Raw genomic sequence first — 14,704 nt, forward strand, 5'->3', positions numbered from 1 at the left:
GGCCCGGTCCGTGAAGGACCGGGCCGCTCCTACGGGGCTCGGCTGCTGTCCACCGCCCCGGGACCGTCAGACGCCGGCGAAGGCGCCCTCGATGATGTCCAGGCCCTCGGCCAGCAGGTGCTCCGGCATCACCAGCGGGGGCAGGAAGCGCAGCACGTTGCCGTAGGTGCCGGCGGTCAGCACGACCAGGCCCTCGGCGTGGCAGGCCTTCGCCACGGCGGCGGTGACCTCGGGGTTCGGCTCCTTGCTGCCCGGCTTGACCAGCTCGACGGCGATCATCGCGCCGCGGCCGCGGACCTCGCCGATCACCTCGAACTTCTCCTGCATGGCGCGCAGGCGGCCCAGCATGACCTCGCCGATGTGCTGCGCCTTGGCGTTGAGGTCCAGCTCCTTCATGGTCTGGATCGAGCCGAGCGCGGCGGCGCAGGCCACCGGGTTGCCGCCGTAGGTGCCGCCCAGGCCGCCCGCGTGCGCGGCGTCCATGATCTCGGCGCGGCCGGTGACGGCGGCCAGCGGCAGACCGCCGGCGATGCCCTTGGCGGTGGTGATCAGGTCGGGGACGATGCCCTCGTCCTCGCAGGCGAACCACTGGCCGGTGCGGCAGAAGCCGGTCTGGATCTCGTCGGCGACGAAGACGATGCCGTTGGCCTTCGCGTACTCGACGATGGCCGGGAGGAAGCCCTTGGCCGGCTCGATGAAGCCGCCCTCGCCCTGGATCGGCTCGATGATGATCGCGGCGACGTTCTCCGCGCCGATCTGCTTGTTGATCATGTCGATCGCCTGGGCGGCGGCCTCGGCGGCGCAGTTCTCCGCGCCGGTCAGCCAGCGGTACGGGTAGGCGACCGGCACGCGGTAGATCTCCGGCGCGAACGGCCCGAAGCCCTGCTTGTACGGCATGTTCTTCGCCGTCAGGCCCATGGTGAGGTTGGTGCGGCCGTGGTAGCCGTGGTCGAACACCACGACGGCGGTGCGCTTGGTGTAGGCGCGGGCGATCTTCACCGCGTTCTCGACCGCCTCGGCGCCCGAGTTGAACAGCGCCGTGCGCTTGTCGTGGTCGCCCGGGGTCAGCTCGTTGAGCTCCTCGGCGACGGCCACGTAGCCCTCGTACGGGGTCACCATGAAACAGGTGTGCGTGAAGGCGGCCAGCTGCTCGGACGCCTTCGCGACGACGGCCTCGGCGCTGTTGCCGACGTTGGTCACGGCGATGCCGGAGCCGAAGTCGATCAGGCTGTTGCCGTCCACGTCCTCCAGCACGCCGCCGCCGGCGCGCGAGACGTAGACCGGGAGGGTCGTGCCGACACCGGCGGCCACCGCGCCGAGCTTGCGAGCCTGCAGCTCCTGCGACTTCGGGCCGGGGATGGCGGTGACCAGGCGGCGCTCCTGCGGGAGCGGCGTTGCAGCGCTCATTGTGGTTCTCCAAACTCGAAAGGCGCGGTCCTCGCAGGCTACGACCGGCCGCGTGCCTCGGGCATGCGCCACTCGGTAGCAAGTGGCCCGTGTGAATTGTCCTCACCGGCCAGCGGCGGTGATCCGCTGCCGGAGGCCGCCGCCCCGCTACATTGAGCGCGGGTGTGTCGCCGGACCGGCGGCATGGGTATGGCAATGCCGGTGGTGGGGACAGGGAGCGGGGCCGGGGATGGGACTGGACGGCACACAGGGGCGGCAGGCCGCGCAGGAGCAGCGGGCGACCGCACTCCCGCCGCAGCGCAACCTCCCCTTCGATCTCGCGGCCTGGGCGGCCGACCCCCGCCCGGAGGCCGCGCCCGGCGTCTTCCGGCTCGGCCACCGGCCGCACGACGCGCTGCGCTCCGAGGCCGCCGCCGTGCCCGGCGGCCAGCTGCTGCTGCGCGCGGCGCTGAACCTGGTGGTGGCCTGGCTGGCCTTCGTCTACGGGCGCGCCCTGTGCCTGTACCTCCTGCGGCAGCTGGGCATCGGCGCGGATCTGTCCGCCGGCCAGCGCGACCTGGTCGCACTGCTGGTCAACGTGGTGGTGCTGGTCGCCGCCGTCCGGACCTTCGGCCGGTTCGGCCGCTGGACGGAGGTGTTCCGCCGCTACCTGTTGCCCGCCCTCGCCCGCACCGTCACCCGCGAGCAGCCCCCGGCCGGGCAGGAGCCGGAGGTCCGGCAGGGCCCCGCCGACCCGTGGGAGGACGTCCGGGCCGCGGCGCCGCTCGCCGCCCGGCGCCTGGACGCGGAGCCGGTCGGTGACGTCGACTACGCGCGGATCCGCCGGGCCTGGGAGACCGTGGTGGCCGAGCCCGACCTGCTGCCGGCCTTCACCGAGCAGGTCGAGGTGCGCGGCGCGGCCGCCTGCGCCCACCCGTCCGAGGCCCGCGACCTGCCGGGCCGCTCGGCCCGCCACGATCTGCTCACCCGTCAGGTGCGGCTCGGCACCGCCCAGGACGTGGTCAAGAACCCGGCCACGCACCGCAGCGCGGGCTTCGCCCTCGACCCGCAGCTGCTCGGCACCTCGCTGCTCGCGGTCGGACCGGCCGGCACCGGCAAGACCGCCCGGCTGGCCCGCCCGGTCGCCGAGGCGCTCTGCCTGCAGGCACTGGCCGGGACGGCCTGCGCCGTGGTGGTGGGCGCCGACGACGCCGACCTCGGCCCGGACGCCTGGTACGACGTGGTGATCGCCCCCGGCGACCCGGCCTCGCCGTACGGACTCGACCTCTACGGCGCCGCCGAGAACCCGGACGAGGCGGCGGCCCGGCTGGCCGACGCCCTGCTGCCGGACGAGCTCGCGCCCCGCTCCGAGAGCTCCCGCACCGCGCTCCAGCAGGTCGTCGGCCCCTACCGGGCCGGTTACGGCCGCTACCCGGGGGTGCGCGAGCTGCGCGCCCTGCTCGGCGGCGACCCCGACGCGGTGGCGGCGCTGCGCAAGGCCCTCCACGTGACCGGGCAGCTCCCGCACTACGAGGCCGACCTGCTCCACCGCGAGCGGCAGCAGGGCCGGGTGGACGACCCGGGGGCGCTGCTCGCCGACCGGCTGGCGCTGCTCGACCGGCCGGCCTTCGCCGGGGCGTTCGCCGACGGGCCGGACGCCCTCCCGGCGTTCGCCATGCGCGCCCTGGAGCACCCGCTGCGGGTCCGGATCAAGCTGCCCGAGCGCAGCCATCCCGAGGTGGCCCGGGTCCTGTCGCGCCTGCTGGCGGCCCAGTTCGTGCAGGCGGCCGAGGCGCGCGGGGACCGCGGGCTGTTCGCCGGGCTGGTCCTGGACGACGCCTCCGCCGCGATCGACGGCCAGCTGGTGCGCGGCCTGCAGCGGCTGCGCGGCGCCCACGCCGGGGCGCTGCTGGTGCTGCGCACCCTGGTCGACCTGCCGGAGGCGCTGCGGGCGCCGCTGTTCGGCGCGGTCGGCTGCCGGATGGCGTTCCCGGGGATCGCGCCGTGGGACGGCCGGCTGTTCTCCGAGGCGTGGGGCACCCACCTGGTGACCGAGAAGGCCGTCACCCACACCCCGGACACCTCCGGCGGCCTGGTCCGCAGGTCGGGCCGGGCCTTCCGCAAGGCGCTGTCCGGCACCACCGCGCAGACCGAGAGCGTCACCACCCGCGACGTGGAGCGGCACCGCTGGTCGCCGTCCGAGCTCGCGCACGCGCTGCCCAGCGGGCACGCGGTGATCTCGCTGACCAGCACCGCCGGCGAGCAGGTCCCGCCGGTCCTGGTGGACCTGCGCGGCTGATCCGCCCGCCGCGGACCGGCGCGGGGCGGCGGACCTCGCGGCGGACTCCGCGGCGGAGGATTCGGTTCGTCGGGTTGGCCGGGGCGTACATAATGGTGTCAAGCCCCCGTATCCCTCACTCGCCGGGTCGCAACGGAGCGACCGACGAACCAGCGAAGGTGCCATGCCCCCCACACTCGCCTCCGTCGTCCGCAACACCGCGCTCCACCTCACCGTGCTGGCCGGCGCTGACCACCTGGAGCGGCCGGTCCGCTGGGTGCACACCAGCGAACTCGACGACCCGACCCCCTTCCTCGAGGGCGGCGAGCTGCTCCTGACCACCGGCATCAAGCTCGGCAAGAGCGCCTCCCGGCTGCAGGCGTACGTCCACCGGCTCGCCGACGCGGGCGTGGTCGGTCTCGGGCTCGGCGTCGGGCTGTCGCACACCGAGGTGCCGCAGGCCCTGGTCGACGCCGCCGCCCAGCGCGGCCTGCCGCTGCTGCGGGTGCCGGAGGCGACCCCGTTCATCGCGATCTCCAAGACGGTCTCCGCCGCGCTCGCCGCCGAGCAGTACGAGGCGGTCACCACCAGCTTCGAGGCGCAGGAGGAGCTGACCCGGGCCGCCCTCGGCAAGGACGGCACCACCGCGATCGTCCGCCGGCTCGCCGCCCGCCTCGGCGGCTGGGCCGCGCTGTACGACGGCTCCGGCGCGCTCTCCGCGGTCGCCCCCGACTGGGCCGCCCGCCGGGCCGGCCGCCTGGCCGCCGAGGTGGACCGGCTGCGCCGCCGCCCGGCGCCCTCCAGCGCCGCCCTGCAGGGCCGCTCCCCGGGCATCGACACCGCCGACGAGGACTACGTGGTCGTCCAGTCGCTCGGCGCCGACCGCCGCCCGCGCGGCTTCCTCGCGGTCGGCACCGAGGACCGGATCACCCCCACCGAGCGGTACGTGCTGAACGCGGCCGTCGCGCTGCTGACGCTCACCCTGGAACGCTCCCGCGAGCTGCGCCAGGCCGAGGAGCGGATGGGCGCGGCGCTGCTGCACATGGTGCTGGCCGGCGAGGTGGCCACCGCCCGCCAGGTCTCCGCGGGCCTGTTCGGCGGCCTGCCGGAGGGCACCGCCCGGGTGCTGGTGGCCGGCGCGGGCGCCGGCCCGGAGGCCGCCGAGGCGCTGAGCGAGCTCGGCGACCGGGCCGAGCAGGCCGGCGGCCGGGTCGGCGAGCGGCTGCTGGTCTCCCGCGAGGACGGCCCGCACGGGCCGCGGCTGCTGGTGCTCGCCGTCGACAACGGCGCCGCGCACCGCGCCTGCCTCGGCGCGGTCGAGGAGCACGAGGGCCTCGCCCTCGGGGTGTCCGCCCCGGCCGCCCTGGAGGAGGCCGGCGCCGCGTACGCGCAGGCCGAGCGGGCGCTCGCGGTGGCGCTGCGCGGCGGGCGCCGCGCGGTCGACCACGAGGAGGTCGGCGCCGGCTCGCTGCTGCCGCTGCTCGGCGAGGAGGCGGTGACCGCGTTCGCCGAGGGCCTGCTGCGCCCGCTGCGCGAGCACGACCGCACCGCCCGCGGCGACCTGGTGGCGAGCCTGCGCGCCTGGCTGTCCCGGCACGGCCAGTGGGACGCCGCCGCCGCCGACCTCGGCGTGCACCGGCACACCCTGCGCTACCGGATGCGCCGGGTGGAGGAGCTGCTGGGCCGGTCCCTGGACGACACCGACGTCCGGATGGAGCTCTGGCTGGCGCTGCGGGCCGGCGAGGACTAATCGCTGGACACCCTGGAGGGGTCGACCGGCCGACCACTCCACCTCGTCCAATCCGGTTGGCCTCCCGGCCGCCCTACCGTGGGCTGCGGGTATCCACCATTCGAGGAAAGGGCCGGTGCGACCGTGACCACCACCCATGAGTTCTGGCTGGCCGGCCGACGCGCTAGCGGCGACGCGGACTTCGAGGTCCGCCACTCGTACGACGGCAGCCTGGTCGGCAAGGTCAGCGTCCCCACCGACGCGCAGGTCGAGGAGGCGGTCGCCGCCGCCACCGCCGCCGCACCGGTCTTCGCCGCGACCCCCGCGCACGTCCGGGCCGCCGCCCTGGACCACGTCTCCAAGCGGCTCGCCGAGCGCACCGAGGAGATCGCCCGCCTGATCACCGCCGAGAACGGCAAGCCGATCAAGTGGGCCCGCGGCGAGGTCGGCCGCGCCGTCTCGGTGTTCCGCTGGGCCGCCGAGGAGGCCCGCCGCACCAACGGCGAGACCATGCGCCTGGACACCGACCCGGGCGGCGCCGGCCGCTTCGCGGTGGTGCGCCGCTTCCCCAAGGGCGTCGTGCTCGGCATCGCGCCGTTCAACTTCCCGCTGAACCTGGTCGCGCACAAGGTCGCCCCGGCGATCGCCGTCGGTGCCCCGATCATCCTCAAGCCCGCCCCGGCCACCCCGCTCTCCGCCCTGGTGCTCGGCGAGATCCTCGCCGAGACCGACCTGCCGGCCGGCTCCTGGAGCGTCCTGCCGGTGCCGAACGAGAAGATGCCGGCCCTGGTGCAGGACAAGCGCCTGCCGGTGATCTCCTTCACCGGCTCGGACAAGGTCGGCTACCAGATCATGGACTCGGTGCCGCGCAAGCACGTCACCCTGGAGCTCGGCGGCAACGCCGCCGCCGTGGTCCTCGCCGACTGGAGCTCCGAGGCCGACCTCGACTGGGCCGCGACCCGGATCGCGATGTTCTCCAACTACCAGGGCGGCCAGTCCTGCATCTCGGTGCAGCGGGTCATCGCCGACGCCACGGTCTACGACGCGCTGGTGGAGAAGGTCGTCGCCAAGGTGCAGGCGCAGGTCACCGGCGACCCGTCGGACGACAGCGTCGACGTCGGCCCGCTGGTGGACGAGAACGCCGCCAAGCGCGTCGAGTCCTGGGTGGACGACGCGGTCGCCAAGGGCGCCAAGGTGCTCACCGGCGGCACCCGCGAGGGCGCGACGTACGCGCCGACCGTCCTCGCCGACCTGCCCGCCGACGCCATCCTGGCCACCGCCGAGGTCTTCGGCCCGGTGCTGTCGCTGCACAAGGTGGACTCCACCGACGAGGCCTTCGCCGCCGTCAACGACTCCGCCTTCGGCCTCCAGGCCGGTGTCTTCACCCACGACGTGCAGACCGCCTTCCGCGCCCACCGCGAGCTGGAGGTCGGCGGCGTGATCATCGGTGACGCGCCGTCCTACCGCGCCGACCAGATGCCGTACGGCGGCGTCAAGGACTCCGGCGTCGGCCGCGAGGGCGTCAAGTACGCCATGGACGACTTCACCTTCGAGAAGGTCCTGGTCCTCACCGGCCTCGACCTCTGACCCCCCCGCGCGTCCGACGCCCCGTCACCGGCCCCCGGTGGCGGGGCGTCCGCCTGCCTTGACACCGTCCGGAGCGCGGCGTAGTCCGGAAGGCAAGGAGAGGAAGGGAGGTCGGTCATGCTCGGCGACCTCATCGGAGAGGAACAGGCACAGGTCACCAACCAACGGGTGATCCGCTCCGACCACGGGCTGCCGCCCGTCGTGGAGAGCGCCTTCCAGGGCACCGGGACGCTCTGCGGCGTCACCGTCAACGACGTCGGCACCTACACCGGCCGGCTGCGCCCCGACGGCACGCTGTACGGCGAGGGCCAGGGCGTCATCATGAGCCCGACCGGCGCGCACGCCTCCTGGCAGGGCGGCGGCGTCGGGCGGTTCACCGAGGACGGCGGCACCAGCTGGCGCGGCACCATCGTCTACAGCAGCGACTCACCCGAGTTCGCCTCGCTGCGAGGCGTCGCCGGGGCCTTCGAGTGGGACGTCGGCGCCGACGGGAAGGCGGTCGGCAAGATCTGGGCCTGGTCGTAGGGCGCTCCCGCGCCGGACCGCCGCCGCGGCACGACACAATGGGCGCATGAACTCGCTCGCCCACCCCCAGCTCCGCTTCACCCCGACGGTCCAGGACCCGGACGGCCCGAGGGAGCTGGTGATCCTCGGCTCGACCGGATCCATCGGCACCCAGGCGATCGACGTGGTGCTGCGCAACCCCGACCGGTTCCGGGTGGTCGCCCTGTCCGCCAACGGCGGGCGCGTGGAGCTGCTCGCCGAGCAGGCGCTGCGCCTGGGCGTGCACACCGTGGCGGTGGCCCGCGAGGACGCCGTGCCGGCGCTGCGCGAGGCGCTGGCGGCCGGTGCGGCCGGGCGCCCGCTGCCGCGGATCGTGGCCGGGCCGGACGCGGCCACCGAGCTCGCCGCGCTGGAGTGCCACTCGGTGCTCAACGGCATCACCGGCTCGATCGGCCTGCGCCCGACGCTCGCCGCCCTGGAGGCCGGCCGGGTGCTGGTGCTCGCCAACAAGGAGTCGCTGATCGTCGGCGGGCCGCTGGTGAAGGCGGTCGCGCAGCCCGGCCAGATCGTGCCGGTCGACTCCGAGCACGCCGCGCTGTTCCAGGCCCTGGCCGGCGGCACCCGCGCCGAGGTCCGCAAGCTGGTGGTGACCGCGAGCGGTGGCCCGTTCCGCGGCCGCACCCGTGAGCAGCTGGCCGGGGTGACCCCGTCGGACGCGCTCGCCCACCCGACCTGGGCGATGGGCCCGGTGGTGACCATCAACTCGGCCACCCTGGTGAACAAGGGCCTGGAGGTGATCGAGGCGCACCTGCTGTACGACGTGCCGTTCGACCGGATCGAGGTCGTGGTCCATCCGCAGTCCGTCGTCCACTCGATGGTGGAGTTCACCGACGGCTCCACGCTCGCCCAGGCCAGCCCGCCGGACATGCGGATGCCGATCGCGCTCGGCCTCGGCTGGCCCGAGCGGGTGCCCGACGCGGCGCCCGGCTGCGACTGGACCAAGGCCGCGACCTGGGAGTTCTTCCCGCTGGACGACGAGGCCTTCCCCGCCGTCGCGCTGGCCCGCGAGGTCGGCACCCTCGGCGGCACCGCGCCGGCCGTCTTCAACGCCGCGAATGAGGAGTGTGTGGAGGCCTTCCTGAACGGGCGGCTGCCCTTCACCGGAATCGTGGACACTGTGGCGAAGGTGGTCGCCGAGCACGGGACCCCGGCTTCGGGAACTTCGCTCACGGTCGCGGACGTCCTGCAGGCGGAGGACTGGGCCCGCGCCCGGGCCCGCGAGCTGGCTGCGGGATGACCGGGACGGACGGCGGTCGGAGCGGCACGGCGGCAAAGGACGGGCAGTGAACAACCTGATGTGGGTGCTCGGCATCCTGATCTTCGTGGTCGGGCTGCTGTTCTCGATCGCCTGGCACGAGCTGGGCCACCTCTCCACGGCCAAGCTGTTCAAGATCCGCGTGCCCCAGTACATGGTGGGCTTCGGCCCGACCGTCTGGTCCCGCAAGAAGGGCGAGACCGAGTACGGCTTCAAGGCGATCCCGCTGGGCGGCTACATCCGGATGATCGGCATGTTCCCGCCCGGCGAGGACGGCCGGATAGCCAAGCGCAGCAGCTCGCCCTGGCGCACCATGATCGAGGACGCCCGGGAGGCCTCCTACGAGGAGCTCCAGCCCGGCGACGAGCACCGGCTCTTCTACACCCGCAAGCCCTGGCAGCGGGTGATCGTGATGTTCGCCGGGCCGTTCATGAACCTCATCCTGTCGGTGGCGCTGTTCCTGGCCCTGTTCATGGGCATGGGCGTGCAGAAGTCCGTCCCGGTGGTCTCCACCGTCAGCCAGTGCGTGGTGAAGGCCGGCCAGCCGACCGACACCTGCCCGGCCGGCGCGACGCCCTCCCCGGCCAACCTCGCCGGCCTCAAGCCCGGCGACCGGTTCGTCTCCTTCGACGGCGACCCGATCACCGACTACAAGCAGCTCCAGGCCGACATCCGCAAGGTGCCGGGCAAGCAGGTGCCGATCGTGGTCGAGCGGGGCGGGCAGCGGCTCACCCTGAACGCGGCGATCACCAGCAACACCGTCCGGCCGGTCGACAAGGACGGCAACCCCGTCAAGGGCGACCCGGTCACCGCCGGCTTCCTCGGCTTCACCCCGGCCACCGGCGTCGTCCGGCTGAGCTTCGGCCAGAGCACCGACGAGATGTACTCCATGGCCGAGCACGGCGTCTCCTCGCTGGTGGCGCTGCCCGGCAAGATCCCCGACCTCTGGCACGCGGTCTTCGACGGCAAGCCCCGCTCCGCCGACGACCCGGTGGGCATGGTCGGCGCGGCCCGGCTGGGCGGCGACGTGTTCGCGATGGACATCCCGGCCACCCAGCAGCTCGCCTTCATGGTCCAGCTGCTGGCCGGCATCAACCTGTCGCTGTTCCTGTTCAACATGCTGCCGCTGCTCCCGCTGGACGGCGGCCACATCGCCGGCGCCGTCTGGGAGTCGATCCGCCGCAAGGCGGCCGGCCTGATGAAGCGGCCCGACCCCGGCCCGTTCGACGTCGCCAAGCTGATGCCGCTGGCGTACGTGGTGGCCGGCGTCTTCATCTGCTTCACCGCCCTCGTGATGGCCGCGGACGTCGTCAACCCGATCAAGCTCAACTAGGGACACGCCCGTCCTCCCGGGGCCCGCGGGCGGATGTGCTCGGGCGCGGGGCCGTGGCGTACCGTGGTGGCCGGGCGTGTCCTCATCGACGCGCCCGGCCTTGCCAGAGCATCCCCGCGCCTTCGGCCGGGCGGTGCCCCCACGCCGGCCCATCGACGTCACCCAGAGGAACACCTGCGCACATGACCGCGATCTCGCTCGGTATTCCGTCCCTGCCGCTCAAGCCGCTCGCCAAGCGCCGCTACTCGCGTCAGATCATGGTCGGCAACGTCCCGGTCGGCGGCGACGCCCCCGTCTCGGTCCAGTCGATGACCACCACGCTGACCTCCGACGTCAACGCCACCCTCCAGCAGATCGCGGAGCTCACCGCGTCCGGGTGCCAGATCGTCCGGGTCGCCGTCCCCTCGCAGGACGACGCCGACGCGCTGCCGATCATCGCGAAGAAGTCGCAGATCCCGGTGATCGCCGACATCCACTTCCAGCCGAAGTACGTGTTCGCCGCGATCGACGCCGGCTGCGCCGCCGTCCGGGTCAACCCGGGCAACATCAAGGCCTTCGACGACAAGGTCGGCGAGATCGCCAAGGCCGCCTCGGCGGCCGGCGTGCCGATCCGGATCGGCGTCAACGCCGGCTCGCTCGACAAGCGCCTGCTGGAGAAGTACGGCCGGGCCACCCCCGAGGCGCTGGTGGAGTCCGCGCTCTGGGAGTGCTCGCTGTTCGAGGAGCACGACTTCCGCGACATCAAGATCTCGGTCAAGCACAACGACCCGGTCGTGATGATCAACGCCTACCGCCAGCTCGCGGCCGCCTGCGACTACCCGCTGCACCTCGGCGTCACCGAGGCCGGCCCGGCGTTCCAGGGCACCATCAAGTCCGCGGTCGCCTTCGGCGCGCTGCTCGCCGAGGGCATCGGCGACACCATCCGGGTCTCGCTCTCCGCGCCGCCGGCCGAGGAGATCAAGGTCGGCAACCAGATCCTGGAGTCCCTCGGCCTGCGCCAGCGCGGCCTGGAGATCGTCTCCTGCCCCTCCTGCGGCCGCGCCCAGGTCGACGTCTACAAGCTCGCCGAGGAGGTCACCGCCGGCCTGGAGGGCATGGAGGTGCCGCTGCGCGTCGCCGTCATGGGCTGCGTCGTGAACGGCCCGGGCGAGGCCCGCGAGGCCGACCTCGGCGTCGCCTCCGGCAACGGCAAGGGCCAGATCTTCGTGAAGGGCGAGGTGATCAAGACCGTGCCCGAGTCGAAGATCGTCGAGACCCTCATCGAGGAGGCGCTCAAGCTCGCCGAGCAGATGCAGGAGGCCGGCGTCGAGTCCGGCGCCCCGGTGGTCGTCGCCGCCGAGTAGTCCCAGAACTCCGGGCCGGTGGCCGTCCGCCCCCTCGATCGAGGGGTGTACGGACGGCCCCCGCGGTCCGGGCCGCAGCCGAGTGGGGAGTAGGGTGCGGCCAAGTCCCCCAAGTGAGGTGCCCGTGCTCGATCGAGGTGTGATGCTCCCCGGCCCCTTCCAGGTGGCGCGTGCCCTGGCGTCGACCCGGGTGCTCGACGCCCCGGATCTCGACGACGCGCTCGCGGTGCTGCACCGCGACCCGGTGGCCAACTCCTTCGTCGCGACCCGCGTCGAGGCGGTCGGCCTCGACCCCTGGCGCCTCGGTGGCGAGATGTGGGGCTGGTTCGACGAGGACGGGCAGCTGCAGTCGCTCTGCTACGCCGGCGCCAACCTCGTTCTGGTCGACGCCGGGCCCGAGGCGGTCCGCGCGTTCGCCGAACGGGCCCGCCGGCAGGGGCGCCGCTGCTCCTCGATCGTGGGCCCGGCCGGTCCCACCGCCGCGCTCTGGGCGCTGCTGGAGCGCAACTGGGGCCCGGCCCGCGAGGTCCGCGGCCACCAGCCGCTGATGGCCGCGACCGCGCCCTCCGCGGAGATCGCCCCCGATCCGCTGGTCCGCCGGGTGCGGCGGGACGAGATCGAGGCCGTGATGCCCGCCTGCGTGGCGATGTTCACCGAGGAGGTCGGCATCTCGCCGCTGGCCGGCGACGGCGGGCTGCTCTACCAGGCCCGGGTGGCCGAACTCGTCTCCGGCGGACGCTCCTTCGCCCGGTTCGGCGAGGACGGCTCGGTGGTCTTCAAGGCCGAGATCGGGGCCGTCACCGAGGGCGCCTGCCAGATCCAGGGCGTCTGGGTCGCCCCCGAGCACCGCGGCAAGGGCCTCTCCGAGACGGGGATGGCCGCCGTCCTCGACATCGCGCTGCGCGAGGTCGCCCCGGTGGTCTCGCTCTACGTCAACGACTTCAATCTGCGCGCCCGCGCCGCCTACCGCCGGGTCGGCTTCCGCGAGGTCGGCGCCTTCATGAGCGTGCTGTTCTGAGCCGCCGCGGGCCGGTCGCCCGCGGATGCACCGGCTCCGATCACCCGCGGCCCGGGGAAGGAGTACATTCCCGGTCATGGAGCAGCTCACCGAGGTGACGATCGAGGTCATCGACCTGGCCGCCTGGGCGCCGTTCGCGCTCGACGTCCAGGCGGAGGCGTTCGGGCTGACGCCCGAAGAGGTGGCGGTGCGGCTGCACATCGTCGGGCGGCACGCCCAGCAGCCGGGGGTGCTCGCCCTGGGTGCGTTCGCCGCCGGTCGGCTGGTCGGCTTCGGCTACGGCATGCCCAACTCCCGCGAGCACTGGTGGTCCACGGTCATCCAGCCGTACCTGGAGGCGGGCGGCCACGGGGGCTGGCTGGACGACGTCTTCGCCGTCACCGAGCTGCACGTGCTGCCCGGCTACCAGGGGCGCGGTCTCGGCAGCGCCCTGATCCGCGGCCTCTGCGAGCGCTCGGGGCAGCCCCGCAGCATCCTCTCCGCGATCGACGCGGAGACCCCGGCCCGCCGGCTGTACCGCTCGCTCGGTTACCAGGACCTCGCCCGGGCCGTGCGCTTCCCCAACACCCCGCGCCCGTACGCGGTGATGGGGGCCCGGCTGCCGCTGGCGCCGAGCCGCCGCTCTCACAGCCAGGCGGCGAACTCCAGGTAGAGCTCGGCCGAGTCGCGGTCGCCGGCCGACAGGCTGTCCAGGCCCGCGGACACGGTGCGGAACAGCGTCCACCCGCGCAGCCGGTCGCGGTCCACCTCCAGGGCGTCGGCCAGCGAGTTCAGCCGCCGCCGGACGGCGGCGCGCTGACCGGGCGAGCCGGCCAGGGTGTCCATCCGGTCCTGGACGAGCCGTGCGAGGTCCCAGGCCCGTTCGCCGACCACCGGCTTCGGGTCGATCGCCAGCCACGGGGAGCGGTCCGCGGCGAGCACGTTCCCGTGGTGGAAGTCGCCGTGCAGCAGCAGCCGTTCGGGCTCCGAGACGGTCAGCGCGGCGGCCGCCTCCAGGGCCTCGTCGACCAGCGGGAGGGCGTCCTGCGCGCCCGGCAGCGAGCGCCGCTCGCGCACCAGGTCGGACAGTGCGGCCGCGTGGTCGCGCACCAGCCGGAACGGATGCCCCTCGGCGGGTGGCACCCAGAGCCGGCGCAGCAGGCTGACCGCCTCCAGCATCGCCTTGGCCTCGGCGAGCGAGAGCAGCGGGATGTCGCCGTGCAGGCGCTCCAGCAGCAGGACGCCGGCGGCCGGGTCGGCGTCGACCAGCAGTACGGCCCCCCGGCCCGCCCAGTGCCGCAGCGCCTCGTGCTCCAGCGCGGTCTCCGGGGTGAGCAGCCCGGCCTTGAGCACGGCGGGGGAGAGGTCGTCGTCGCGGTGCACGTAGCCGACCAGGCTGGTCAGGCCGCCCGGGTCGCCGATCCGCTCCAGGGTCAGCCCCCAGCGGTCCAGGTAGGTGGCGACCAGTGCCGGCAGGGCGGCCAGCCAGGCCCGGCCGGCCTCGCCCTCGTGGGCCTGGACGGTGTCCGCGAGGCGCGCCGGAACGGTGATCTGCTGCCCTGGCAGTGCCGACATGCTGGCCTCTCGGTCGGTGGCCCCCGGTGGTGCCGCCCGCCCATTGTCGGCCATGGCGGGGAAGAGCCTGGTCAGGCGCTCGGTGAGGGGGACGCCGCGGCGGCCGCCGACGCTCCGCCGGAGGCGGTGGCGTCGTCCGGCAGGCCGGGCAGCGCGGGCAGGGCGGCGCCCCAGTGGGCGGCCCGCAGCGCGGTCTCGCGCAGGGCGGCGGCGGCGGTCTGCCGCAGCGGCCCGGTGGTGCCGGCCACGGCGTCGGCGTAGACCGCGGTGAGCCGGGTCTCCAGGTGGGCGGCGAGGCGCCCGGCGGCGGCGTCGTCGTTCACCGCGAACGGCAGCCGATACCCGGCCGCGGGGGGGGCCGGGGTAGCCCGGGCCCCGCCGACCAGCCGCTCCAGGGCGTCCCGGCGGGCCTGGTGCGCGGTGTAGGCCGCGCGGGCGTCCTCCCGCCGGGGGCCGGCCGGCATCCGGGCGCCGACCACGCCGTAGCCGTAGACGGCGGCGTGCTCGGCGGCCAGCGCCGCCTGCAGGGCGGCCACCGAGGCGGCGGGCACGGCCGGGCCGGAGGCGGACGGGGCGCCGCCCGGCGCCGAACCGGCGGGCGACGCCGCGGGGGAGGACGGCGCCGGGGACGACCCGGAAGCGGAAGCGGAGGAAGGG

Annotated in this window: 12 protein-coding genes; 9 read left to right on the forward strand and 3 right to left on the reverse strand. The window is 74.4% G+C overall.

Annotation, left to right across the window (positions count from 1 at the left end; all coding sequences use genetic code 11):
• Positions 1–66: 66 nt before the first annotated feature.
• The gene (gabT, locus tag ACFV0G_RS19860) at positions 67–1,407 is read right to left on the reverse strand and encodes a 4-aminobutyrate--2-oxoglutarate transaminase (RefSeq protein ID WP_380549134.1); all 1,341 of its coding nucleotides are present in this window, start codon (positions 1,405–1,407) and stop codon (positions 67–69) included.
• A gap of 229 nt (positions 1,408–1,636) precedes the next feature.
• Here gabT and ACFV0G_RS19865 point away from each other — a divergent pair, with 229 nt between their 5' ends.
• The 9 genes from ACFV0G_RS19865 to ACFV0G_RS19905 all read left to right on the forward strand — a co-directional run bounded on the left by ACFV0G_RS19865 (position 1,637) and on the right by ACFV0G_RS19905 (position 13,145).
• On the forward strand, positions 1,637–3,685 hold the full coding sequence (locus ACFV0G_RS19865) for an ATP-binding protein (RefSeq protein ID WP_380549137.1): 2,049 nt from the start codon (positions 1,637–1,639) through the stop codon (positions 3,683–3,685).
• Between the two features lie 163 nt (positions 3,686–3,848).
• Positions 3,849–5,414, forward strand: coding sequence for a PucR family transcriptional regulator (locus tag ACFV0G_RS19870; protein WP_380549140.1), 1,566 nt, complete (start codon positions 3,849–3,851; stop codon positions 5,412–5,414).
• Positions 5,415–5,537: 123 nt separating this feature from the next.
• Positions 5,538–6,980 carry an aldehyde dehydrogenase family protein gene (locus ACFV0G_RS19875; protein ID WP_380549144.1) on the forward strand — a complete coding sequence of 481 codons (1,443 nt, stop codon included), beginning with the start codon at positions 5,538–5,540 and terminating at the stop codon, positions 6,978–6,980.
• A 117-nt stretch (positions 6,981–7,097) separates the two neighbouring features.
• Positions 7,098–7,505, forward strand: coding sequence for a hypothetical protein (locus tag ACFV0G_RS19880; RefSeq protein WP_380549147.1), 408 nt, complete (start codon positions 7,098–7,100; stop codon positions 7,503–7,505).
• A gap of 46 nt (positions 7,506–7,551) precedes the next feature.
• The gene (dxr, locus tag ACFV0G_RS19885; RefSeq protein WP_380549150.1) at positions 7,552–8,781 is read left to right on the forward strand and encodes a 1-deoxy-D-xylulose-5-phosphate reductoisomerase; all 1,230 of its coding nucleotides are present in this window, start codon (positions 7,552–7,554) and stop codon (positions 8,779–8,781) included.
• Positions 8,782–8,827: 46 nt separating this feature from the next.
• The gene (locus ACFV0G_RS19890) at positions 8,828–10,132 is read left to right on the forward strand and encodes a M50 family metallopeptidase (protein ID WP_380549152.1); all 1,305 of its coding nucleotides are present in this window, start codon (positions 8,828–8,830) and stop codon (positions 10,130–10,132) included.
• Between the two features lie 182 nt (positions 10,133–10,314).
• Positions 10,315–11,475, forward strand: coding sequence for a flavodoxin-dependent (E)-4-hydroxy-3-methylbut-2-enyl-diphosphate synthase (gene ispG / locus ACFV0G_RS19895; protein WP_380549155.1), 1,161 nt, complete (start codon positions 10,315–10,317; stop codon positions 11,473–11,475).
• Between the two features lie 142 nt (positions 11,476–11,617).
• On the forward strand, positions 11,618–12,493 hold the full coding sequence (locus tag ACFV0G_RS19900) for a GNAT family N-acetyltransferase (RefSeq protein ID WP_380549164.1): 876 nt from the start codon (positions 11,618–11,620) through the stop codon (positions 12,491–12,493).
• 76 nt (positions 12,494–12,569) lie between these two features.
• Complete coding sequence (locus ACFV0G_RS19905; RefSeq protein ID WP_380549158.1) at positions 12,570–13,145, forward strand: GNAT family N-acetyltransferase; 576 nt, start codon at positions 12,570–12,572, stop codon at positions 13,143–13,145.
• Here ACFV0G_RS19905 and ACFV0G_RS19910 read toward each other — a convergent pair.
• Together ACFV0G_RS19910 and ACFV0G_RS19915 are read right to left on the reverse strand one after the other, a co-directional pair.
• Positions 13,118–14,047, reverse strand: coding sequence for an aminoglycoside phosphotransferase family protein (locus tag ACFV0G_RS19910; protein ID WP_380549161.1), 930 nt, complete (start codon positions 14,045–14,047; stop codon positions 13,118–13,120). The genes ACFV0G_RS19905 and ACFV0G_RS19910 overlap by 28 nt on opposite strands.
• 71 nt (positions 14,048–14,118) lie before the next feature.
• Positions 14,119–14,598: a ferritin-like domain-containing protein gene (locus tag ACFV0G_RS19915; RefSeq protein WP_380549167.1), complete on the reverse strand. Its 480-nt coding sequence runs from the start codon at positions 14,596–14,598 to the stop codon at positions 14,119–14,121.
• Between the last annotated feature and the right edge of the window lie 106 nt (positions 14,599–14,704).

The organism is Kitasatospora sp. NPDC059571, assembly GCF_042735675.1.
GTDB lineage: Bacteria > Actinomycetota > Actinomycetes > Streptomycetales > Streptomycetaceae > Kitasatospora.

Bases quoted from the DNA above. Each gene is read 5' to 3' on its own strand.
- gabT (WP_380549134.1), bottom strand. From the start codon at position 1,407: ATGAGCGCTGCAACGCCGCTCCCGCAGGAGCGCCGCCTGGTCACCGCC.
- ACFV0G_RS19865 (WP_380549137.1), top strand. From the start codon at position 1,637: ATGGGACTGGACGGCACACAGGGGCGGCAGGCCGCGCAGGAGCAGCGG.
- ACFV0G_RS19870 (WP_380549140.1), top strand. From the start codon at position 3,849: ATGCCCCCCACACTCGCCTCCGTCGTCCGCAACACCGCGCTCCACCTC.
- ACFV0G_RS19880 (WP_380549147.1), top strand. From the start codon at position 7,098: ATGCTCGGCGACCTCATCGGAGAGGAACAGGCACAGGTCACCAACCAA.
- dxr (WP_380549150.1), top strand. From the start codon at position 7,552: ATGAACTCGCTCGCCCACCCCCAGCTCCGCTTCACCCCGACGGTCCAG.
- ispG (WP_380549155.1), top strand. From the start codon at position 10,315: ATGACCGCGATCTCGCTCGGTATTCCGTCCCTGCCGCTCAAGCCGCTC.
- ACFV0G_RS19900 (WP_380549164.1), top strand. From the start codon at position 11,618: ATGCTCCCCGGCCCCTTCCAGGTGGCGCGTGCCCTGGCGTCGACCCGG.
- ACFV0G_RS19905 (WP_380549158.1), top strand. From the start codon at position 12,570: ATGGAGCAGCTCACCGAGGTGACGATCGAGGTCATCGACCTGGCCGCC.
- ACFV0G_RS19910 (WP_380549161.1), bottom strand. From the start codon at position 14,047: ATGTCGGCACTGCCAGGGCAGCAGATCACCGTTCCGGCGCGCCTCGCG.